21 protein-coding genes are annotated in these 22,119 nt (G+C 58.9%); 8 read left to right on the top strand and 13 right to left on the bottom strand.

Annotated features, from left to right (window positions below):
- The first annotated feature begins 50 nt into the window (after nt 1-50).
- The 3 genes from P3T43_RS06515 (at nt 51) to P3T43_RS06525 (ending at nt 2,991) form a co-directional block, all read left to right on the top strand.
- On the top strand, nt 51-881 hold the full coding sequence (locus P3T43_RS06515) for a 3-keto-5-aminohexanoate cleavage protein (RefSeq protein WP_429280237.1): 831 nt from the start codon (nt 51-53) through the stop codon (nt 879-881).
- Between the two features lie 128 nt (nt 882-1,009).
- A complete protein-coding gene (locus tag P3T43_RS06520) occupies nt 1,010-1,894 on the top strand; it encodes a LysR substrate-binding domain-containing protein (protein ID WP_429280238.1) in 885 nt (294 codons plus the stop codon).
- Nucleotides 1,895-2,157: 263 nt separating this feature from the next.
- A complete protein-coding gene (locus tag P3T43_RS06525; RefSeq protein WP_429280239.1) occupies nt 2,158-2,991 on the top strand; it encodes a hypothetical protein in 834 nt (277 codons plus the stop codon).
- A gap of 35 nt (nt 2,992-3,026) precedes the next feature.
- On the opposite strand, the gene P3T43_RS06530 is transcribed toward P3T43_RS06525, so the two are convergent.
- Together P3T43_RS06530 and P3T43_RS06535 are read right to left on the bottom strand one after the other, a co-directional pair.
- Nucleotides 3,027-3,944, bottom strand: coding sequence for a LysR family transcriptional regulator (locus tag P3T43_RS06530; protein ID WP_429280240.1), 918 nt, complete (start codon nt 3,942-3,944; stop codon nt 3,027-3,029).
- A gap of 205 nt (nt 3,945-4,149) precedes the next feature.
- Nucleotides 4,150-4,899, bottom strand: a complete 750-nt coding sequence (locus tag P3T43_RS06535; protein ID WP_429280241.1) for an SDR family oxidoreductase — start codon at nt 4,897-4,899, stop codon at nt 4,150-4,152.
- A gap of 232 nt (nt 4,900-5,131) precedes the next feature.
- Between P3T43_RS06535 and P3T43_RS06540 the strand changes: the two genes are divergently transcribed.
- The 3 genes from P3T43_RS06540 (at nt 5,132) to P3T43_RS06550 (ending at nt 7,213) form a co-directional block, all read left to right on the top strand.
- A complete protein-coding gene (locus P3T43_RS06540) occupies nt 5,132-5,728 on the top strand; it encodes a TetR/AcrR family transcriptional regulator (RefSeq protein ID WP_429280242.1) in 597 nt (198 codons plus the stop codon).
- Nucleotides 5,729-5,920: 192 nt separating this feature from the next.
- A complete protein-coding gene (locus P3T43_RS06545) occupies nt 5,921-6,643 on the top strand; it encodes an SDR family oxidoreductase (protein ID WP_429280243.1) in 723 nt (240 codons plus the stop codon).
- Between the two features lie 117 nt (nt 6,644-6,760).
- A complete protein-coding gene (locus P3T43_RS06550; protein ID WP_429280244.1) occupies nt 6,761-7,213 on the top strand; it encodes a cupin domain-containing protein in 453 nt (150 codons plus the stop codon).
- A 28-nt stretch (nt 7,214-7,241) separates the two neighbouring features.
- Here P3T43_RS06550 and P3T43_RS06555 read toward each other — a convergent pair whose 3' ends face one another.
- From P3T43_RS06555 to P3T43_RS06600, 10 genes are all read right to left on the bottom strand, one after another.
- Nucleotides 7,242-8,306 (bottom strand): maleylacetate reductase, encoded by a 1,065-nt coding sequence (locus P3T43_RS06555; protein ID WP_429280245.1) that lies wholly within the window; start codon nt 8,304-8,306, stop codon nt 7,242-7,244.
- A gap of 24 nt (nt 8,307-8,330) precedes the next feature.
- Nucleotides 8,331-8,627, bottom strand: coding sequence for a Dabb family protein (locus P3T43_RS06560; protein WP_429280246.1), 297 nt, complete (start codon nt 8,625-8,627; stop codon nt 8,331-8,333).
- A gap of 151 nt (nt 8,628-8,778) precedes the next feature.
- Complete coding sequence (mmsB, locus tag P3T43_RS06565) at nt 8,779-9,987, bottom strand: multiple monosaccharide ABC transporter permease (RefSeq protein ID WP_429280247.1); 1,209 nt, start codon at nt 9,985-9,987, stop codon at nt 8,779-8,781.
- 1 nt (nt 9,988) lies between these two features.
- Nucleotides 9,989-11,518: a multiple monosaccharide ABC transporter ATP-binding protein gene (mmsA, locus tag P3T43_RS06570; protein ID WP_429280248.1), complete on the bottom strand. Its 1,530-nt coding sequence runs from the start codon at nt 11,516-11,518 to the stop codon at nt 9,989-9,991.
- A 92-nt stretch (nt 11,519-11,610) separates the two neighbouring features.
- Entirely contained in the window at nt 11,611-12,681 is a 1,071-nt protein-coding gene (gene chvE / locus P3T43_RS06575) for a multiple monosaccharide ABC transporter substrate-binding protein (protein ID WP_429280249.1), read from the bottom strand.
- Nucleotides 12,682-12,779: 98 nt separating this feature from the next.
- The gene (locus tag P3T43_RS06580; protein ID WP_429280250.1) at nt 12,780-13,868 is read right to left on the bottom strand and encodes a Gfo/Idh/MocA family protein; all 1,089 of its coding nucleotides are present in this window, start codon (nt 13,866-13,868) and stop codon (nt 12,780-12,782) included.
- Between the two features lie 24 nt (nt 13,869-13,892).
- Nucleotides 13,893-14,885 (bottom strand): inositol 2-dehydrogenase, encoded by a 993-nt coding sequence (gene iolG / locus P3T43_RS06585; RefSeq protein ID WP_429280251.1) that lies wholly within the window; start codon nt 14,883-14,885, stop codon nt 13,893-13,895.
- A 41-nt stretch (nt 14,886-14,926) separates the two neighbouring features.
- A complete protein-coding gene (locus P3T43_RS06590) occupies nt 14,927-15,808 on the bottom strand; it encodes a sugar phosphate isomerase/epimerase family protein (protein WP_429280252.1) in 882 nt (293 codons plus the stop codon).
- Nucleotides 15,809-15,878: 70 nt separating this feature from the next.
- Nucleotides 15,879-16,802, bottom strand: coding sequence for an intradiol ring-cleavage dioxygenase (locus P3T43_RS06595; protein WP_429280253.1), 924 nt, complete (start codon nt 16,800-16,802; stop codon nt 15,879-15,881).
- Between the two features lie 146 nt (nt 16,803-16,948).
- Nucleotides 16,949-17,863, bottom strand: a complete 915-nt coding sequence (locus P3T43_RS06600) for a LysR family transcriptional regulator (protein ID WP_429280502.1) — start codon at nt 17,861-17,863, stop codon at nt 16,949-16,951.
- Between the two features lie 417 nt (nt 17,864-18,280).
- Here P3T43_RS06600 and P3T43_RS06605 point away from each other — a divergent pair, with 417 nt between their 5' ends.
- Nucleotides 18,281-19,321 (top strand): LacI family DNA-binding transcriptional regulator, encoded by a 1,041-nt coding sequence (locus tag P3T43_RS06605; RefSeq protein WP_429280254.1) that lies wholly within the window; start codon nt 18,281-18,283, stop codon nt 19,319-19,321.
- 79 nt (nt 19,322-19,400) lie between these two features.
- Here P3T43_RS06605 and P3T43_RS06610 read toward each other — a convergent pair whose 3' ends face one another.
- Nucleotides 19,401-20,585, bottom strand: a complete 1,185-nt coding sequence (locus P3T43_RS06610; RefSeq protein WP_429280255.1) for a porin — start codon at nt 20,583-20,585, stop codon at nt 19,401-19,403.
- Between the two features lie 527 nt (nt 20,586-21,112).
- Here P3T43_RS06610 and P3T43_RS06615 point away from each other — a divergent pair.
- On the top strand, nt 21,113-22,039 hold the full coding sequence (locus tag P3T43_RS06615; RefSeq protein WP_429280256.1) for a LysR family transcriptional regulator: 927 nt from the start codon (nt 21,113-21,115) through the stop codon (nt 22,037-22,039).
- Nucleotides 22,040-22,119: the final 80 nt, after the last annotated feature.

Below are 22,119 nucleotides of genomic sequence, written 5' to 3' on the forward strand. Positions count from 1 at the left end.
GATCCCGCATATCCACAACCGATCCACTCGTCCGTCGACGGAGACTCAACATGACTTCACCCTGCATCATCACCGTTGCCATCACCGGCTCTGTCCCGCGCAAGAAGGACAATCCCGCGGTCCCTATTTCGATCTCCGAACAGATCGAGAGCACGCACCAGGCTTTCGAAGCTGGCGCCACGCTCGTTCATCTGCACGTACGCGACGAGCAGGAGAATTCGAGTTCCGATCGCGCGCGCTTTGCCAAACTCCAGGACGGGATTCGTCAGCATTGCCCAGGAATCATCGTGCAGTTTTCGACGGGTGGCCGCGGGCGTTCATTCGAACAGCGCGGCGCGATGCTCGATCTGCGCCCGGACATGGCGTCGCTCGCGACGGGGTCGGTGAATTTCCCCACTACGGTGTATGAGAACCCGCCTGATTTCGTGCGCTCGCTCGCCGCATCCATGCTCGAACATGACGTCAAGCCGGAAATCGAAATCTTCGATCTGGCCATGCTCTACAGCACCGTCGACCTCGTCGAGCAAGGTCTGCTCAAGGGCGCCGTGCATGTTCAGTTCGTGATGGGCGTCAAGAATGCACTGCCCGCACGCCGCGAGATTCTCGAATTCGAAGTGAAGCAACTCCGCGCCCTGTTGCCCGACGCGACCTGGACCGCCGCCGGAATCGGCCGGCACCAGCTCGAAGTGAACCACTGGACGCTGGAAATGGGTGGCCATTGCCGCACCGGTCTTGAAGACAACGTGCGCTGGGACAAGGACACGCTCGCCACCAGCAACGCGCAACTGGTTGCACGCGTTGCCGCGCTTTGCGCCGAGTACGAGCGCCCCGTGGCGAGCGCCGCACAGGCGCGTGAGTTGTTGGGCTTGAGTCCAGTCTGAATGCGCTAATGCGCGGCGCGAACATCCCTCGCAGCGGCAGCACCGTAGAGGCCGATACTAGAAAAATAGGCTAAGGTTCCGGATATAGCGGACACTGATGACCTTAATCGACCTCTCGGGATGCGGCAATGGATAGCCTCAATGGCATTGCAATGTTCGTCCAGGTAGCGGAAACCCGCAGCTTTACGGAGGCGGGACGCTTGCTCGGGGTGTCGTCTTCGGCTGTCGGCAAGAGCATTGCGCGCACGGAGGAGCGGCTCGGCGTGCGGCTGTTTCATCGCAGCACGCGAAGTATCACGCTAACGGCCGAAGGCGCCCTGTTCCTCGATCGGTGCCGGCGCATTCTCGGCGAAATCGAAGCGGCCGAAGCCGAACTGTCCGATGCCGCCGGCAGTCCGCGTGGCAGGCTGCGCATCAGCACGCCGCAGTTGTCCTGCCTCATCATGCCGGCGCTGGACGGCTTCATGGGGCAATACCCGCAAATCGAACTCGACATCGATCTCTCGGACCGGATGGTGGACATCATCGAAGAAGGCTTCGATGCCGTCATTCGCACGGGTGAACAGCACGATTCGCGGCTGGTGTCGCGCCGGCTCGGTTCCTGCGGTCAGGTGCTGGTCGCCTCGACCGTCTATCTCCAGCAGCACGGCGTCCCCACCCATCCGTCCGACCTCCTCCGCCATGCCTGCCTGCTGCATAAGTTTCCTGCCAGCGGCAAGCTCGAGCGCTGGCCATTTCAGCTTGGCGCAGGCGAAGCGGAACCGGAGTTACCGCAGACTTTCGTTAGCAATACGATCGAAGTGCTGGGTTTCCTCGCACTGCAGAATAAGGGCCTCGCCTTCCTGCCGACCTTCCTCGTACGCGACGAGCTGGCAAGCGGCCAGTTGCAGGTGGTGCTGGATGACTTTATCGACCAGACCGTCACCTTCTGGATCTTGTGGCCGGCAAGCCGTTACGCTTCGCCCAAGTTGCGCGTGTTCATCGACTACGTCAGTGAAAATCTGCAGATCTGATCAACGCAGCTCCTTCAATTCAAAATCCCCAGCCCGCACCGTCTTGTCTAAAAGCGCGCGGCAGCCCCTCTGACTTCGACGCCATCCCTCTCTGACTGTTTCGCCACGAGACGGGCGTCATCGCGCGTATTCGCCTGCAATACATCGTAGACAGTCTTCCAATCCATCATGCCGGCGATATCCAACACGTTGGCACCGCACAGTGGGCACTTCCCGCTGCGGTGCCGCGTGCTTGTCGTAACGTTGATATTCAGGAGGCACTTATGTTGGCAACAAAAATTGGACTCGTCGATACGACGGGCGAGGTGGATTCCCAGACCATGGCGGCGGTCGCCGCGGCCATCAATGTTCAGGTGACGCGCGACTTGCCACAATACTGGACGGTGAACGCGACGGTCTCATATCTCACCGATCCGAAAAAAATCCCGCAGGGCGTATGGCCGGTTCAGCTCGTCAAGTCGCTGCCGCCAGGCGAAGGCGGCTTCCATATGACACGGCATAACCAGCCCTATGCGAAGGTGATCGTCACCCCGCACAGTGAAGAATGGGCCGTCGACGCGAGCCATGAAATCATGGAAATGCTGATCGACCCCAACGGCAATCGCCTGCAAACCTCGACCTCCATCGAGATCGTGGGCGGCCATATCCAGGACGGCACTGGCCGCTTCGAATATCTGGTCGAGGCCTGTGATCCGTGTGAAGCCGATCCTTATACCTATACGATCGACGGGATTTCGGTGTCCGACTTCATCACCCCGCACTTCTACGACCCACAGGTCACCGCCGACGCGCGCTATAGCTTCACGGGCGCGGTCAAAAAACCTCGCGAGATCTTGCCTGGCGGCTATATCAGCTGGATTGACCCGAGCACCGACCTGATGCAGCAGATCCTCTGGATCGACCCGAGCAAACCACCGGTTCAGCGCGATCTCGGACCTGCATCCAGCGGCAGTCTGCGTCTTTTTGTCGAATCGAAGACGTACCACGACTCACGTCAAGCCCGCAAGCCACCCACGGCAGAGGCCAAGGCGAAGAGGCAGGCGTATCGCGAAGCGTTGGCAGCCGCCGCCGCGACACGGGCTCGATACTATGAATAGCCCAGCATACCTGCCAACCCGGCTACACTCCTCGCCTACACCAGCAGATCGAGCCCGCTCACCAGCCGTTTAGCCAGACGCGGCTGGCGTAACTGCTCCAGCCACCATTGAAGCGCGCGCCCTTCGTGGTCGCCACGCCAGGCAACGTAGAGTACGTTGGGCTCGCGCGGATCAGCGGTGTCTTTCTCAACGAGTTCGCCTCGCTTGAGCAGCGACGCAATCCTGCGTCTCGGCAGCCAGCCGACCCCGAGGCCGTCGCGCTGGGCGAGAATTTTCGCCCGCATGCTGGGCACGGCAAGCGACGCCTGGCCGCCAACCACGCCGTAGGCGCGTCCAGGCGTCATTTTTGACGAATCGGCCACGACGACACCGCGGTGGGCTGAAATCGCCTCACGCCCGAGCGGACGTTTGGCCGCCGCCAGGGGATGATGCGGCGCCACCGCGAACACCCATTCCATGACACCCAGTTCGAACCACCGCAGACCCGGAATGGCCGGCGGTTCGTTAGTTGCCCCAATCACCAGGTCGCCACGGCCATCGCGCAACGCCTCCCACGTGCCGCTCAGCACTTCGTTCGTGAGCCGCAGCGTGACCCCGGACTGCAACGCGTCGAAGGTACGAATGACCGGCATGACCAGTTCGAACTCGATGATTTCGTCGGTCACGATCCATAAGCGATCCTCCCAGCCGCTGGCGATCTGCCGAACCCGCTGGGTCATGCGCGCCATGTCCAGCATGAGCCGGCCCGCCTCTTCGGCCAGCACATGCCCGGCCGGGGTGAGCTGCAAGCGGTAGCGCCGGCGATCGAACAACAACGCGTCGAAACGGCTCTCGAGTTGGCGCGCGGCGTGCGAAACAGTAGACGGCGCCTTGCCCAATTGCGCAGCCGCGCGCGACAGGCTCCCGGTTTCCCGAATCGCTTCCAGCAATGCCAGTTCTTCCGCCGACAACATGTTCCACTCCGTCGAACGTGTCCAATGGGCAAAATCGTACGGCAAAACCCTGTTGCCAGTCCATCGTGCGGTAACGACGCTGCGTGGCCGTTTCGTGCTGGGATTCGAACCCCATGTCATGCGCAACCGTACCGGCATCCTCGTTCACGAAAGGCACCGGTACGGTATCTGGGTTGCGGGTTGCGGTGTAATTCCACCGCGTCGTTCAGAGCTGGCTCATACCGCCGTCAGCGATGATCGCCGTGCCGACGATGAACGCCGATTCGCGTGCCGACAGATGCAAAACAGTGGCGGCGATTTCCTCCGGCGTACCAAAACGTCCCAACGGAACCTGAGTGAGGATCTGAGCCGCCGTCGCCTCCAGGGTCGCGGCATCCAGGCCGAGTTTCCCGTACAGCGGCGTTTGCACGGGCCCGGGGCTGACGACGTTCACGCGCACGCCGCGCGGCAAGAGTTCCGAGGACAACGTCTTGGCGAGCGAGATCACGGCAGCCTTGCTGGCGGCATACACGGATGAGCCCGGCATGCCGATATGCGCGTTGATCGAGCCGTTGATCACCACCGAAGCGCCGCGATTCAAATGCGGCAAGAGCGATTGGATCTGAAAATAGGCGCCCTTGACGTTGGTATTGAAGGTCGCGTCCCAGAGCGCCTCGTCCACGTCCGTGAAAGGCGCGAACTTTGCCGCGCCCGCGTTGATGAAAACGGCGTCGAGCTTGATGCCGGCGTTGCCGATTGCCGTGGCGAGTTCGCGCGCCGCCGCCACCGAGCCGGCGTCGTTACGAATGGCCACCGCATCCGCGCCAAGCACGCGTTTTGCCTCTTCGAGCGCCGCGATGTCACGGCCCGTGATCACCACCCGGGCGCCTTCCGCTGCGAACGCCTGTGCCGTGGCCAGACCAATGCCGCTGCTGCCACCCGTGACCAATACAGCCTTACCTTGAAAGCGAGTCATATTCTTCTCCGTTGAGTTCAGTGAGTTACCGTGATTGAATGGTGCGCGGTATCACTTGAAATGCCGTACCACCTCATCGATGCAATCGTTCGAAATTATCGAACGTCTTTTGGCTCGAATGTGCGGGTAATCAATCCAGACATAAAGCCAAGGTCGCAAGCCGAACGTCCTCAGGATGCGTGTTGGCGCATGATAGCCATCAGTGTCAAAATAGCGATTCGTGGATGACACTATGAGGGATCGTATGGCTGGCGTGCGTCAGTTCGATGAAGAACAGGCCTTTACCGAGGCACTGGCTGTATTCTGGCGTAAGGGTTACCGCGCTACGTCCATGCTGGATCTCGCGGAAGCGACGGGCGTCCAGCGCGGGTCGCTTTACAACGCCTATGGAGACAAGGAAGAGATCTTCATTCGCGTATTCGAACGTTACACGTCCGCGTTCATCGCCAACGCGCGCACGGCGCTGGACAAGCCCGATGTTCGCGAAGCGCTGACTGCATTTTTTAATTTCGCCATTCGCTCGATCCGCCAGGGCACGCCGGCACGCGGCTGTCTGTCCACCAAGACGGCGCTGGACCTCGACGCGGAATCGCCCCGCGTGCGCGCCGCGCTGCAAACGATGCTCGACCAGCTCGAGGCTGTCGTGCTCGACGCGTTGAGCAGGCCCGCAGCGGACCAGCAACTCGCCATCCCCGCGCGTCACGCTGCCACGCTCATCGTCACCGTCACGCGGGGTATTGCGGTCATGGAACGCGTGTATGCGGACCCCAAGAGTCTCAAGCAGACCGCCGCCGCGCTCATTGACGCAGTGGCGCCGCCGCACTCGTGAACGGCGCGTAGTTGCGCTTCGCTCTGGAACGGCGCGAGCGACCGCAACATGACGCCGCCCGTTGGCGGGCAGGATATGTTCTGTTTCAGCAACAGTCTTTCGACAGAAGTCATCCTTATCACTGTTGTCAAGTTTCCATACGATCCAACATTGACAATTGTGTCAATAATCCTGCATCGAATGGAGTACACCGTGACGAAACGCACATTTCTTATAACGGGCGCAAGCAAAGGTATCGGCCGCGCGCTTTCGGAAAGGCTCGCCCGCGATGGCCACGAGGTGATCGGTCTGGCCAGACGGGCCGATGACGCCCACTTTCCAGGCAAGCTGCGCTCGGTCGACCTCACCGATCCGGTCGCCACCGACGCTATCCTGCGCGAACTGGTCAGCGAGTATTCGTTCGACGGGGTGGTCAATAACGTCGGCTTTGTCCGCCTGGCCCCGCTTGGCGAAATCACGCTCGATCAACTCGCTACCTCGTTCAGTTCCAATCTGAATCCAGCGGTCCAGGCCGTCCAGGCGTTGCTGCCGCAGATGCGCGAGAAGGGCTGGGGACGTGTAGTGAACGTTTCCAGTCTGGTCGCGCTGGGTGTCGCCCAGCGCTCCGCCTATGCGGCCGCCAAGGGCGCGATGAACAGCCTGACTCGCACGTGGGGACTGGAACTCGCCGCGACCGGCATTACCGTCAATTCGGTTGCGCCCGGACCGGTTGAGACTGAACTGTTCCGCGAGAACACGCCAGCCGGTAGTGACGCGGAACAACGCTTCCTTTCCCTGGTTCCAATGCGTCGCCTTGGCAAGCCCGCCGAACTGGCGGCAAGCATTGCGTTCCTGATGTCGGAGGAAGCCGGGTACATCACCGGACAAACGCTGTATGTCGACGGCGGCGCGTCAATCGGCCGTTCTTCTGTGTAGTACCGCAGCTTACCCACGCGCAACGGGTTATATTCTCGCTACGGTCTGTTACGTTCCGGGAATATCCCACGCGCCGCCTGAAGCACTCGACGCCGGCCCTCATTGTCTGGAGAAGCAATGAACATTAGCGCACCTAAGCCTGACACCTCCACCTGCCAACTGGTCCAAGCCAGACCTCAGTTCGAGGGAAAACAGGGGCTGACCTACGCTGTAGGTATCTCCGCTGAAAGTGTGGGATCGAAGTTTGTGCATCTTCAGCTTGCAACCATTCCGCCGGGTGCCCGTGCCAAAGCGCATCTCCACGCGGAACATGAGACGGCCATCTATCAGTTGAGCGGCGTTTCGGGCTGCTGGTACGGCGAAAGAATGGAGAATCATGTGGTGGTTCGGGCTGGAGATTTCTTCTACATCCCCGCGGGAGTGCCACATATTCCCTATAACGTGAGCGCGGATGAACCATGCGTTGCGGTCATCGCCCGAACCGATCCCAACGAACAGGAAAGCGTCACGATGCGGCCGGATCTCGACGCCCTCCCCGACTGGTCGAGCGTTACGCCCGCGCCGCTCTGATCCGGCCACACAAAGCCTCGCAACGTACTCAAGTGGGACGAGGCGGGCTGCCCTCCCACGCGCGCTGGAGCAACGCCCTGAGTGGCCTTTCTTCCACGGGACGCGGATTCCAGTAAGGATTGGACAGGGCGACTTCGCAAGCACGATCGAGGTCGCTCTCGAGCAATCCGATATCACGCAGACCACGCGGCACACCGAGTTCCTGGCCCAGTTCGTACAAGCCATCTGCGGCGAATTCCGCGTCGACAGCCCGCGCAATGCGTGACATGGCATCAGCCGCGGCGTTGCTGTTGTAGGCGAGCGCGTGCGGAAGAACAATCGCATGGGTCTCCGCATGCGGCAGGTTGAATGTGCCGCCCAGTGTGTGGCAGAGCTTATGATGAAGCGCCATACCCACACTGCCGAGCACCATTCCGCAAAGCCATGCACCATAGAGGCACTCACTGCGCGCATTCGGGTCCCTGCTGCTCTTTTTCACGCCCCGCAGACCACGGGAGAGCGCACGGATGCCCTCTTCGGCCATCAGCGACATCACCGGGTTTCCATCTTTTGCGTACAAGCCCTCTGCGGCGTGCGCAATGGCATTCAGACCGCTCACGACCGAAAAAGGAACCGGCAAATCCACCGACAATTCCGGGTCATAGAGAACCGTTTTCGGCAACACCCTGGAATCCCGTCCCGTCTGCTTGAGGCCACTTTCGGTAATGCCGTAGATCGGGGTCATTTCCGAACCCGCATAAGTGGTCGGAATGGCGATGATCGGCAGGGACGATTCAAGCGCAATCGCTTTTCCGAGGCCAATCGTCGAGCCCCCGCCAACCGCCACCGCACAATCCGCGTCGACCGACTTCGCGTACTCACGGGCCCGGCGGGCGTTTTCAATGGGAACGTGCATCTGTGCCCCGTCGAAGACGCCAGCGCTCGACGGACCCAGCAGGGACGAAACCACCTCCGCCTGCGCCCGCTGTTCCGGAGTACACAGCACTAACGCTCTGCGAGCGCCCAGAACTTCGACTTCCTGCTGGATGAGCTTCATGCTGCCGGCGCCGAACACCACCCGGGAGGCCGGTGTCGTATAGGTAAAGTGGTACATACGGGCTCCTTATGGTTACTCGGCTCAAACGTAATCGACCTGGTGCCGGGCAATACGGCTGTCTCCAATGACCTGCTTGACGCGCAGATGCTCAGGATGCGATGCGTACGCGTCCAACGATTCCGAGTCTTCGAACTCGGTGTAGAGCACGACATCGCAGGCGTAATCGACCCCGCTCACATCCATGCCGACCTCGAGCTTCGTCAGTCCCGGGATTTTCCCGATCAGACTTTCGAAGGCGCTTTTCACCCGTTGCGCCGCGTCCTTCTTCTGCTCGGGCGTTTCACCGCGAACATCCCACATAACGATGTGCTTAATCATGTCGATTCCGTGTCTTCCACTGATGCCTGCCCGATCCAGCCGTTCAGGAAGCCTTATTGATCGCTGCTTTACCTGACCCGGCCGGGCACACCAACGCTAAAAAATCGGCTTCTCGTCCGCACGATCCAGCAGCGCGTCCGGAATCCGGAACTCAGGCTTTGTTCTTGTTGTACACATCGACAAAAACGGCCGCGAGCAATACGACGCCCTTGATCACCTGCTGGTAGTCGACGCCGATGCCCATAATGGACATCCCGTTGTTCATGACGCCCATGATGAACGCGCCCACCACCGCGCCTACCACCTTCCCGACACCGCCAGAAGCCGACGCGCCGCCGATAAAGCATGCCGCGATGACATCGAGTTCAAAACCTGTGCCTGCTTTGGGCGTGCCGCTGTTCAAGCGGGCGGCGAAGATGAGGCCGGCCAGGGCAGCCAGCACACCCATATTCACGAACGTCATGAAACTGACCGCCGGAACGCTGACCCCGGACAACCTGGCGGCTTTCGCGTTGCCACCGACTGCGTAAACGCGGCGACCCATCGTGGTGCGATTCATGATGAACGCGTAGACACCAATCAGCACGACCATGATGACGAGCACCGTCGGCAGGCCGCGATACGACGCAAGGATGGAGCAGAGAAACACGATCAGACCGGTCAGGATGATGTTCTTTGCGACGAACATCGAGAACGAGCCGCTACCCATACCGTATCGGGTCGCGCTTGCCCGGTGCCGCAGTTCAATCACGAAGAACATCACACCCACCATGATCCCCAGCAGGATCGACGTGATGTGCAGACTTTGCCCATGAAACACATCCGGAATAAAGCCGGAACTGACAGCAGCGAAAGCGTCCGGGAACGGTCCGATGGACTGCCCTTGCAAGATCAGGTTTGTCAGTCCACGAAATACCAGCATGCCGGCCAGCGTGACGATGAACGATGGCATCCGCCAGAACGCAATCCAGTAACCCTGAATGGCACCAATCAGCGCACCGGTGACGATACAGATGACCGTGGCCAGCACGTAGTTGACGTTGAACTGCACCATCAGTACCGCTGCGAGTGCACCCACGAGCCCTGCGGTCGATCCAACCGAGAGATCGATATGACCCGCGACGATCACCATCAGCATGCCGAGCGCCATAATGACGATGTAACTGTTCTGCAGAACCAGGTTCGTCAGATTGAGCGGCTGCATCAAGACACCGCTCGTCGACACCTGAAAGAATGCCATGATGACGATGAGCGAAATCAGCAGTCCGTATTCGCTCGCACCGCGCTTGAATGCCCGAACGATTTCGCTTTTTTCCATTCCGGCGTCCTGCGGCGCCGCCGGCGAGAGTACCTTACGCATTTTAGATGCCTCCATTTCGCATGATTGCCCGCATGATCTTTTCCTGCGAGACCTCTTCCGCGGTGAACTCGCCGACAAAGCGGCCTTCGTTCATCACATAAACGCGGTCGCACATGCCAAGAAGCTCCGGCATTTCCGAAGAAATCATGACCACGCACTTACCCGCTTCAACTGCCTGATTGATGATGCTGTAGATCTCGTATTTGGCTCCCACATCGATGCCTCGCGTGGGCTCATCCAGCATCAGTACTTCGGGTTCCGAAAAAAGCCACTTGCTCAGTACGACTTTCTGTTGATTGCCACCGGACAGATTGGCGACGACGTGGGTTACGCCCTGGGCACGGATGCGCAGCTTCTTGAGAAAATCTGCCGCGACCGTGGTTTCCTCATGTTCGTTGACCACGCCGAACCTCGACACGCCGGGCAGATTCGCCAACGAGATGTTCCGCTGGATGTTGTCGTCGAGCAGCAGACCATTGCCTTTACGGTCTTCGGTGACGTACGCAAGTCCCGCTTTGATGGCCTTTTTCACCGACGACACGTCAACCGGCTTCCCATGCATCAGCACCGTGCCGGAAATGTCTTGCCCGTACGTTTGTCCAAAGACGCTCATGGCGAGCTCGGTGCGACCCGATCCCATCAACCCGGCAATCCCCACGATTTCGCCCTTTCGCGCCTTCAGGTTGACGCCCTTGATGACCTCGCGCTCGCGTTGGGTGGGATGCTGTGCGCGCCAGTCCCTGATTTCGAAGATCACCTCGCCGATGTTCGGTACACGCCTGGGATAACGATCGGACATCTCCCGGCCGACCATCGCCTTGATGATGCGGTCTTCACTCACGGTCTCGGCCCGACAGTCCAGCGCATCGACGGTCGACCCATCGCGGACAATCGTAATGCCGTCGGCAACGCGTGAAATCTCGTTGAGCTTGTGCGAAATGATGATGGACGTCACGCCACGCGCCTTCAATTCCAGCAGGAGATTGAGCAGCGTGTCGCTGTCCTTTTCGTTGAGACTTGCGGTGGGCTCGTCCAGGATCAACAGACGGACCTCTTTCGACAGCGCCTTGGCGATCTCGACAAGCTGTTGCTTGCCGATACCGAGCGTGCCGACAAGCGTATCGGGGGAGTCGGTCAGACCGACCTTCGCCAACAGTTCCTTTGCCTTGGACCGGGAACCCTGCCGGTCGATCACGCCGCGTTTCGACTGTTCGTTGCCGAGAAAGATGTTCTCCGTAATCGAAAGCATGGGCACGAGCGCGAGTTCCTGGTGGATGATGATGATTCCCACCTCCTCGCTATCGGAGATATCGGCGAACGCGCGCCCTTCGCCGTCGTAGACCACGTTGCCCGCGTAAGAGCCGTGCGGGTAGACGCCGCTCAGAATCTTCATCAGCGTCGACTTGCCTGCGCCGTTCTCGCCGCATATGGCGTGGATCTCGCCCTTTTGGACTTTCAGATTGACGTTATTCAGGGCTTTGATCGCGCCAAAGCTCTTCTGAATCTCGCTCATCTCCAGAATGGTTTCCATTTCCGTATTCCCTGGATCGGTCACGTAGACGAACTGTCTGCGAAGCGCCGGCTGCCACTGGACATCCAGCCCCCACTACGAACAGAACCGGACTACTTCAACTGCGCCTGCGTGTAATACCCGCTCGTGACGAGCTCCGTCTGGAAGTTGTCCTTGTCGACGAGCACGGGCTTCACCAGGTAGGTCGGAACGATCTTGGCGCCATTGTTGTAGCTCTTCGTATCGTTCACCGGCACAGCCTTGCCCGTCAACGCGTCGTCCACGATATCGGCGGTGATAGTCGCCAGCTTGCGCGTATCCTTGAACACCGTTGTCGTCTGATCTCCGCGAATGATTCCCTTGACGTTCTGCAGGTCCGCATCCTGTCCCGTGACGACCGGCATGACCTGTTGAGCCGAGCCGTAGCCCACACCCTTGAGCGATGAAATCACCCCAATGGCAATCGCATCATTCGGTGTCCATACTGCATCGAGTCGATTGTTGCCATAGAAGGCGCTCAGCAGATTGTCCATGCGGGACTGGGCCGTTGCGCCATCCCAGTTGCGGGTCGCAACCTTATCGAAGGTCACCTGCTTGCTGCGGATCACAAACTTTCCGCTATCGATATACGGCTTGAGCACCGACATCCCGCCGGCGTAGACCATATGCGCATTGTTATCGTCCGAAGAGCCGCCGAATACTTCGATATTGAATGGGGTTTTGCTGCCTTTCTTCTGCCACACAGCCACGATGCTCTGACCTTGCAGCACGCCCACCCCGTAGTTGTCGAACGTGGCGTAGTAGTCGACATTTTTAGTCTGGCTGATCAAGCGGTCGTACGAGATAACCTTGATGCCCTTCTGTTGAGCGAGTGCCAATGCATCCGAAAACGTCTTGCCATCGATCGGTGCAATCACGAGCGCCTTGACGCCCTTGGCCAGCATGTTCTCGACCTGGTTGACCTGGGTCGGTACGTCGTAATTCGCGTACTGAAGATCCGCGGCGTAGCCTTTCGCCTTCAGGGCGTCCACGATGCTCTTGCCGTCGGTGATCCAGCGTGACTCTGTCTTGTCAGGCAGAGAAATCCCTACGACGCCCTTGTCCTGCGCAAAGGCGGACACCGACACCGCGGACAGTGTGATCGAAGCGGCCAATGCCACCACAACGCTCTTGATGATATTCATAATGTGTCTCCTGATAAGGATTCCGAATTGATCGATCGACTATCGTCAACCTGTTTCGCCGGCTGACCCCGAAGGGAGGCCAGCCTTTCATGTTGTTGCTATTCGATAAAAATCTCTGCGCCCGCCTGCTTCGACGACGCGAACATCGCCTCGATGACGCGACTGATGTTGTACGCCTGGCTAGCGGGCACTACCGACGGCGTACCGTTGCAAAGCGCATCGAAAAAGGCGTGCGATTCGCGATCGAAGTAAACCGGGTTACCGATTTCCGCAATATCAGGCGAGTATTCGGTCTTCTTCGTGGCCCAGATTTCGGGGAAGCTCGTTTCCTGCCATTCGGTCCATCCCTCGGGGTGGTTTCCTTTGCCCGCGTCGTAGATCTTGTAGCTCGACGGCAGCGAACGGGACGACATGATGCCTTCGGTCCCGTAAGCCGTGATGTCCCAACTTTCCGTCCACGGCAACACGTCCCACGACATGAAATCGATAACGACAATCTTGTCTTCGTAGTTCAGGACCGCGCCCGCCGCATCTTCACGCGACTCGTCGCCGTGGAAATTCGCAAACTTCGTAATGCGGGCGTTGACCGATCGCGGCATGCCGAAATGCAACAGGATGCGATCCACGAGATGGCAGCCAATGACAAACACGGCGCCGCCAATGTCACCCGGCTGCGTCATATGAGCCGTGCCTGCTTCGTCATGCGAGCAGCCGCCGTGCGCCCTTACCTGAACCACCTTGCCGAGACGGCCACTTTTCAGCGCAGCCTGCATGGCATCCACGGACGGAGCAAAGCGCCAGCAGTAACCCACTTGCACGAGACCGCCCGTGCGTTCGACTGCGGCGACGATACGTTTCGCATCTGCTGAACTACGCCCCGCGGGCTTTTCGCACAGCACCGACTTGCCTGCCTCGAGCGCTTCGATGGTCAGATCGGCCATCTTTTCGCTCTTCGAATGCACGAGCACGACGTGCACGTTTTCGTCGGCGAGAATGTCCTCTTTCGTACGCACTTCGAGGCCGAGCGCATCCACGAAGGGCTCAAGCAGTGGACTCGTGTCCCACGCGCCAAGCATCCTGGCGTCGGTACGACGCTGGATTGCCTTGACCCGGCCGGACGTGTGCGGATGCGTGATGCCCAGGCACGCCACACCCAACGTCTGGTTCGCATCCATCTTTGGCGTCATGATTTATCTCCTCCAGATGAACTGTTAGACCTTGACCGATTTTCCCGACACCGCGGACTCGTACGCACACTCCGCCAGACGCAACGCCTTGAGCCCGTCCTGCACCGAAGTCGGCAGCGGCGCATTCGTATTGAGCGCTTCCACGAAGGCTTCGAGTTCAGCCTTGTAGGCAGCCTCATAGCGCTCAAGGAAGAAGTTCAGCAGCGGTTCGCGGACATCGGTCGCCTCCTTGGTCCAGCGACGGATCGTAGAAGGCCGAAGATTCTCCTGCAGAAGCATGCCTTTGGAGCCAGACACCTCCATGCGCTGGTCATAGCCGTAGACCGCTTCGCGACAGCAGTTGATATGGCATTGCTTGCCGGAAGCAGTGCGAAGTTGCACCATCACGGTGTCGAAATCCGAGAGCTCTGCCAGTGACGAATCGACCAGCCGGCTTGCCAGCGCCATGACTTCCACCGGCTCCTCGCCCAGTAGCCAGCGTGCCATGTCGAGGTCATGGATCACCATGTCGCGAAAGATCCCACCGGAGTGCTCAACGTAGTCACGCGGCGGCATACCCGGATCGCGGCTGGAGATCACGACCTGGCGAACTTCGCCAACGTCGCCCGCATCGATCGCCTTGCGAAATGCCTGGGACGTCGGATCGAAACGGCGATTGAACGCCAGCATCACGCGGCCGCCGAGGCGCTCCACCTCGTTGGCTGCGGCGAGCGATTTTTCCATATCGAGGTCGATAGGCTTTTCGCACAGGACTGCCTTGCCGCTTGCGACCGCTTGCAACATGAACGTGATGTGGGTATCCGTAGGTGTACCGATCACCACTGCGTCGATGTCGCCGCGTTCGAGCACTGCCGCGCAATTCGTCGACGCTTCGCAGCCGAGCCGTTCCGCAAGCGCGGTTGCCGCCTCTTCAAAAGGGTCCGCGACCACCACCAGTTTGGCGTTGGGGCTAGCAGCAACGTTAGCGGCGTGAATACGACCAATGCGGCCTGCGCCGAGTACAGCGATTCGAATCATGGGAGTCTCCAGAAGGACGGTGTGTTCCAGGATCAACGGCTTCAGGCGGAAATCGCGCTTTTTGCCGGGAACTGTGCGACGGTGGTCTCATAGGCGCGCTTGGCCATCTCGTCGAGTGGCAACTTCCGGTGCGTCTCGGAGATGAGTTCCACGCCGTAGTAAGGAAGCGTGCAGCCCGCTTTTTGCAGGGCATCGATAAAGGCCGGACAGTCGCCTGCACCTTCGCCGCACAGCTGACGGTTAAAGCTCGAGTCGTCGAACAGCGAGCCCTTGACCTGCGCGCCCACGTCATCCAGTTCGACTCCCGTGATAAAGCGCGCGGGGATGCGGGCGACCTCGCTATAGGGGCTGCCGCCGCGTGCTACATGCCAGTGGTCAACCATCAACCCGCCGTTGGGTTGGTCGGCGCCTTCAGCAATCCTCAGCGCCTCGGCGATGTTTCGAATGGGCGAGAACGGCATGAATTCGATTGCGACCGTCGCGCCGACCGTTGCCACGTCTTCGCAGAGTGTTGCGAATTCGCTGGTCATACGGGCAAAGTCGGGCACGCTCTCATCGAAGGGGTTCGCGCCGATTTTCAGGTTGCGCATGCCAAGCTCGCCGCCGAGTTCAATAACACGACGCCGGAAACTGTCGGATTTGGCACGTGCTTCGCCATCGAGGTACCAGTCCATCAGAATTTCCAGCTCGAAGTACTTCATACCCGTGTCGTCCAGAATATTCTTGACGCCAGACAGTCCGTATTTTCCGATGCTGTGCTCGAGGTCATCGAGGATCAGCCCGATGCCACTCCAACCCGCACGCGATGCCGCTTCGCAACGGTCTCGCAGCGGAAATGGACTGATTTCGACGGGTCCGCACGGGTAGACGTCGCCGGCGATAGTCCAGTACGCCGCTACCAGTTCAATGTTTGTCGTGCTCATGTGTAGTAGTCCTGTTACTCGGTTTCATCAGTGGGTCGCGACAGCACACGTTCCGCGTGCCAAAAAACAACTATGGGATTGCCCGCCTGGGTTGGGTCGACGCCGCAAGCGTGAAGTCCCACGACACAGACCAGAACGGTGCTGAGAACCCGACGCGCTCAGCAGCATCCGGATCGTCAATCTTGTTGAACTCGGCAATGAGCTCACGCTTGACGCCGAACACCGCGTCTGCGTCGCGATACGGGCAGTCGGGCGTGAAGATGTGCGTAATGACAGAGTCATAGCCCGGTGCGGTAACGATGAAATGAAGGTGTGCCGCACGGTTCGGGTGGCGCCCGATCGCACCCAGGAGTCTGCCAACCGGACCATCTGACGGAATCGGATAGTGACGCGGCTTGACGGACCTGAACCAGTACCGTCCCTCTGCATCCGAGGTCAACACGCCACGCAGATTCGAGTCCGGCTGAATGCCTTTTTGCTGGACGTCGTAGAAGCCGTCGTCATTGGTCTGCCAGACTTCGAGCTTCGCGTTCGCGATGGGTCTGCCTTCGATATCCCTCACACACCCCGCCACGCGCAACGGTTCACCTTTTCCGTCCAGGCAGATATTGGCGCCGTTCTCGTACTCTGGCGAATTCGCCACGTAGAACGGCCCGAGAATCGTATTGGGCGTGGCCCCGCTTGGCCGGCGATGATTGATCGCATCGACGAGCATCGACACGCCGAGGATGTCCGAGAGCAGGATGTACTCTTGCCGCCAGTCGGTGCACATCTGGCCTGTTTCAGTCAGAAAGCGAATCGCAGCAAGCCATTCCTCGTGCGACGGTTCGATTTCCTTCACCGCTGCATGGAGATGCTCGACAAGGATCGTCATGACCTGGCGCAGTCGCGCGTCGGCATTCGGAGCCATCCGGGCGTTGACGACATCGGCCGAATGAGCTTCTTCGAAATACAGTGATGAGGATGCCGAATCAAAAGGTGTTACAGGTTTCATGAAACGTCTCCGTCAATATTCTCGTTCAGCTTTGAGACCAGTCTATATTCCCCGAAGCCGACAAAACAGAGCTGAAAAGGGAATCTCTTTCGCAAAGGTTGGGAAAGTCGAGACCGGCAGGCGGGACTACCCTGGGCGTGCAACGCTCACGCGGTCCAGTGCCGCTCGTACTCGTTTTGCTGAAACCGCTCGACCAGCGCATCGATAAACAGGCGAACCTTGACCGGCATATGCGCCCGCGTCTGGAAGGCGATGTTGATCGTGAGTCGTGGCAGGTCCCAATCGTCCAATACCGGCACGAGACGGCCAGCCACGAGGTCGTCATGGACGATGTACTTTGGCTGCACGAGGATGCCCATGCCGTCGAGCGCGGCAATCCGGAGTATCTGTCCGTCATTGGATTCAAGAAGCGGCTTTATCTTCACGAGAACCGATTCGCCTGTGCGGCAAAATGCAAGCTCACGTGGATTGTCGGCAAGTCCGTAATTCAATACCTTGTGCTTGGCCAGTTCCGCCGGAAAGCGCGGCGACCCATTTGCTTCGAGGTACGAAGGAGCAGCGGCCAGCACCCGCCGCGTCGCGGCAAGCCGTCTTACCGTTATGTTGCTGTCTGCCTCCAGAACCTTGGTGCGGATTGCGACGTCGATGCCATTTTCGATGATGTCGTGGTAGCGATTGGCGGCTACCACCTCCACCGTGATGTCCGGGAAGCGAGCCGTAAACTCGGGAAGCATCGGGGCAATATGTAGCATGCAGAACGAAAGCGACGCAGTCACGCGAAGTACACCGCTGGGTCGCACCGTCGCGTCCTTGATCATCGACTCCGCTTCAGTGAGGTCGGCCAGGATAGATTTACAGCGTCGATGGAATTCCGCCCCCGCCTGAGTGAGATACAGATTGCGTGTTGTTCTGCGCACGAGCTGGACGGCAAGCCGGCTCTCCAAAGCGATCAGATAACGGCTCGCGGCGGAAATGGAGAGGTCCACCACCTCGGCCGCCCGACTGATACTGCCGGTCTCGGCAACTTCGACGAAAAGCTGCAATTCCTTAAACTGATCCATCTCGTGTACCTGCTTTTCCCGATGCGCCACCGCGAGTAAAAATGCGGACGCGATAGTTTCGGAAGAATCCCTCGCCTACATCCGTGCGACGCATCGGCAACGCCCCGGCATCGCTTTGATCGAGGGAGATCTGAAAGACATCAAAAAAACATCAATTTCGGGGTTTACCCAAATCTGACTGTATTTCTATCGAACGCTGTCATGCAGCGTGACCGTTTGAGGCGAAGGGGCGCCGTGGCATCTCCGAATATGGATTGGGTATACCGTCAATATTTGGCACAGCGTGGCACCTGCGGCGCTGGATAAACTCACTAGACCACCACCTGTCTTCCTGTATGCGTCATAGGATAGTCCCGCAAATCGCGAATCGGATATCATAAATACATCAAAAAGACATCAAAACTGGGAATATGCGAGATGGCGCACCGCTTTCTTATCAAAGAGATTGCTTTACAGGCGGGACTTGGAGCGGCCACCGTCGACCGTGCGCTGAATGGACGGGCGCACGTTCGCGAACACACGCGTAAGCGCGTCGAGCAAGCCATCAAGGAGCTTGAGAAGCAGGAAATGCAGTTGGCAACCACCGGGCGAAAGCTCATGGTGGACGTGGTCGTAGAAGCACCCGCGCGCTTTACTGACGAAATCAGGGACGCACTTGAAGCTGAATTGCCAGGCATGCATCCGGTGGTCTTTCGTCCGCGTTTTCTGCTGCAGGAAACCATGGCAACGACTGAAGTCGTCGATGTGCTTCGCTCGATTGGACGTCGGGGAAGTCACGGCGTGTTCCTCAAGGCTCGCGATGTCCCCGAGATCGCCGAGGCAATTGGCGAACTGCAACAGCGTGGAATCCCGGTCATCACCATGTTCACCGACATCCCCTTGTCCGGACGCATTGCATACGCAGGGTTAGATAATCGGGTTGCCGGCGCCACGGCGGCGTATCTCGTTGCGCAGTGGCTAAGCCCACAGCCCGACAACATCCTGATCACCATGAGCGATGAACGGTTCCGAGGTGAAGAGGAGCGCGAAATAAGCTTTCGGCGTGCATTGAGACTCCGATATCCGCAACTCACATTAGTTGACGCCAGTGGCGGCCACGGTTTGGACACGCAAACCGAAGCTCGCGTCCACAAGCTTCTCTCGACAGGCATCAGGATCTCCGCGGTCTACTCCATGGGAGGCGGCAATGTCGCCATTCTTCGGGCGCTGGAAGCGCAACAGCAGTCGCCCGTGTGCTTCATCGGACACGACCTGGATCGCGACAACGTACGGCTACTGCGCGAAGGCAAGGTACAGGCCATTCTTCATCACGATTTGCGTCAGGACATGCGCTCTGCTTGCCAGCACATCATGCTGTTCCACAAACTTCTACCGGCGGCCGCCGTCTCGCCCTCTTCATCGGTCGTGGTCGTCACACCGGAGAATATTCCCCAGCATATTGCGAGCCGGTTTCGTTGAAAACGGCGAGAGCGTCTGTGCGCATGCGTAAGTTCAGGTAGCACGATATTTCCCAATACGCACTACCGCGTCCTGCCTGTCAGAACTGGTGCGCGACGCCTGCAATGACACCGAATTGGCTCTTGCCGTAATTCGGGTTGCTGTTCGATGCCCCACTGTTCGTCGGATCGTCGTTGGTGTTGGCGCCATACAGGCCACTGTCCAGCCCAAGATTCGACGTCGCACTGTTTCGAACGTAACCGAGTTCGGTATAGAGGAGCGTGCGCTTTGACAGGAAATAGTTCGTGCCCAGTGTATAGAGCGTCGCGTTGCCATTTCCCCGATTCGCGTTGGCGTGATATACCGCCCCCGAAACAGCAAGTGTCCCTGTCACGTTCCAGATTGCACCGACCCATTCGTGATCGACCGCCGTCGGCAACGACGTGCCTGTCGGCAGAGTCGTTGGAATGGCGGTGCCAAAGTATCCCCCGCTGGACGCGTTGGGCGCGCTGAGATGCTGATAGCCGAGGTACGCTACGACTGGACCCAGCGCGTAAGTCGCGCCCGTGAGAATGGAACGCGAGGCCAGATATACATTGCTGAACTGACCGTTCGGATCACGTACTTCGTCATAAGTCGCCTGCCAGTAAAGGCTGCCCACTTGGTATGAGAGCTTGATGCCGTCCGATCGCCCCTGGGCGCTGCCCAAACCACTTGATGAACCCAACTGGCCGGGCGCACTTCCCGGATTACCTGAGTTCCATTTCGTCGAATTGGTCAGATCGTACTGCCCCTGCAAGATAAATCCGCCAACCAACGGTGACAGATACTCCACACCGTTACCCGCCTGCGAAAAGATCCGGCCGCGCACCAGCGTACCGATTGCATATTTCTTTGTCTGCTGGGGATCGACATCGCCCGAATACTGACTAATTTCAGCCGAACCCATGTTGCCGAGCTTCACCTGTCCCCACGTGTCATTATGCAAACCGACGGTCGCCTGTCCCTCGAAGAAGCTGCCGTTGGCAAAGCTGCCGTTCTGCGTGTCGAGGCGAGACTCAAGATGGAAAATCGCCTGAGTGCCGCCGCCGAGATCTTCGGTACCTTTAAAGCCAAATCGTGATTGAGCCCATCCTCCGCTTTGTGCACCGAACACGTGCCCCTTCGGCATTCCAGTCTCGTATTCGAGCCCATTGTCTACGATGCCATACAACGTGATGCTGCTCTGCGCGCTGGCCGCCGCAGACGCCGTCATTGCGATCAGACCAATCAGAACCTTCTTCATCGCATCTCCTATTGAACACAGAACATCAGGTATGCTGATCATTCTTGTGTGTCCTGTTGTATTGAGTTGAATTCGCCTGATGGCGCACAGCATGACTCACACGGACGCCTCAGGCGACCGTGGAGTGCGTTTCATCGAGGCACGGGAGGTTGCGAAGCAGAGAACTGCTTGCGTCAGGACGTGTCTTCATCGTTGTTCTCGATTGATTCGAGGCCAAGTTTATATTCGTCAACGATGGAGACACAGAGCCGAAAGGGGAATCTCTTTCGCGCAAATCGGGAAAGTAGCCTCTTGTAAAGAAGAGGACTGGAGACGCAACCAGCGCATGGCGTCCCGTTCCCGTTGCTCACCACGACCGCGAGGAATCCACCTATACATCCGTATGCCACGTCGACACGAACGTATGTTGCGGCTACAGCGTTGCGCCCTCTATGCTCGCTACCGCTCGGTTGAGTCGACGCTAACCCTCGTCTCGCCGATGCTCAAACACAGGTGTGGTTCCTGAATATCAACCTTCCGGGTGCGGCTTGCGAGAAATCAATCAGCAACGTCTGCGGTATTTTTACGCGGTCCTGAGTCACGGCACGATCCGCGGTGCGGCGGAGAGTCTCAATACGTCGCCATCCGTCATCACGCGGCAGATCAAGTTGCTGGAAGACGAACTCGGCTCGACACTGTTCGTACGCGAAGCGCGCGGCGTCAAACCCACCGAGGCGGCCGGCCACCTGCTGGAGTTCTGGCGAGGCTATTGCGGATATCAGGAACAACTCGAAGACCGGCTTCAGGCGCTTAAAGGCTTGCAGGAAGGTCACATCAAACTGGTCCTGAGCGAGGGCTATGTCGACGGATTGATCGACGAAGTACTCGCTGATTTCTGCATGCAGTACCCAAAGCTACATGTCACGATCGGCATGCTGCCGGTCAACGACGTGGTCAAGGAAGTGGCCGAAGGTCGCGCGCATATTGGACTTGCGTATAACCCGCAGTCGCATCCGCGCGTCGAGTGTGTTGCGAGTTCCTCTCAACCGGTCGTGCTGCTGGTCCGAAAAGACCATCCGTTGGCGTTGCGGGACGGTCCTGTTTGCTTCGAGGACGTACTCGCCTATCCGCTCGCCTTGATGCCAGAGACGTACGGGATCGGACAGTTCATTGCGATGCTGTCGTTCGCCGAAAATGTCGAAATCCGCCCGACCCTGACCACGAACTCCCTGACGGGACTGAAGCGCATGGCGGCATCGGGCGATTTCGTGGCATTGGTTGGTAAATTCGCGGCGTATCGGGAGATACTATCCGGATATCTAACTGTCGTGCCGATCGATCATCCGCTATTTCGTGGCATCAAAGCCAAGGTGCTAGTGAAATCCGGGCGACCTCTGGTCGCCGCCGCTCAGGAATTGCTCGACTGGATCTTGCGTCGAATGGAGATGTTCGGCGAGCAAGCGGATCTCCCCTAGCCCGTAGCCCTTATCGCTTAGCCTGACGCAGACCGGGTCAAAACGATGCTCGCTCAATATCAGATCACTCTGTTCCGCAA

It is taken from the genome of Paraburkholderia sp. GAS41 (genome assembly GCF_050436545.1).
Lineage (GTDB): Bacteria > Pseudomonadota > Gammaproteobacteria > Burkholderiales > Burkholderiaceae > Paraburkholderia.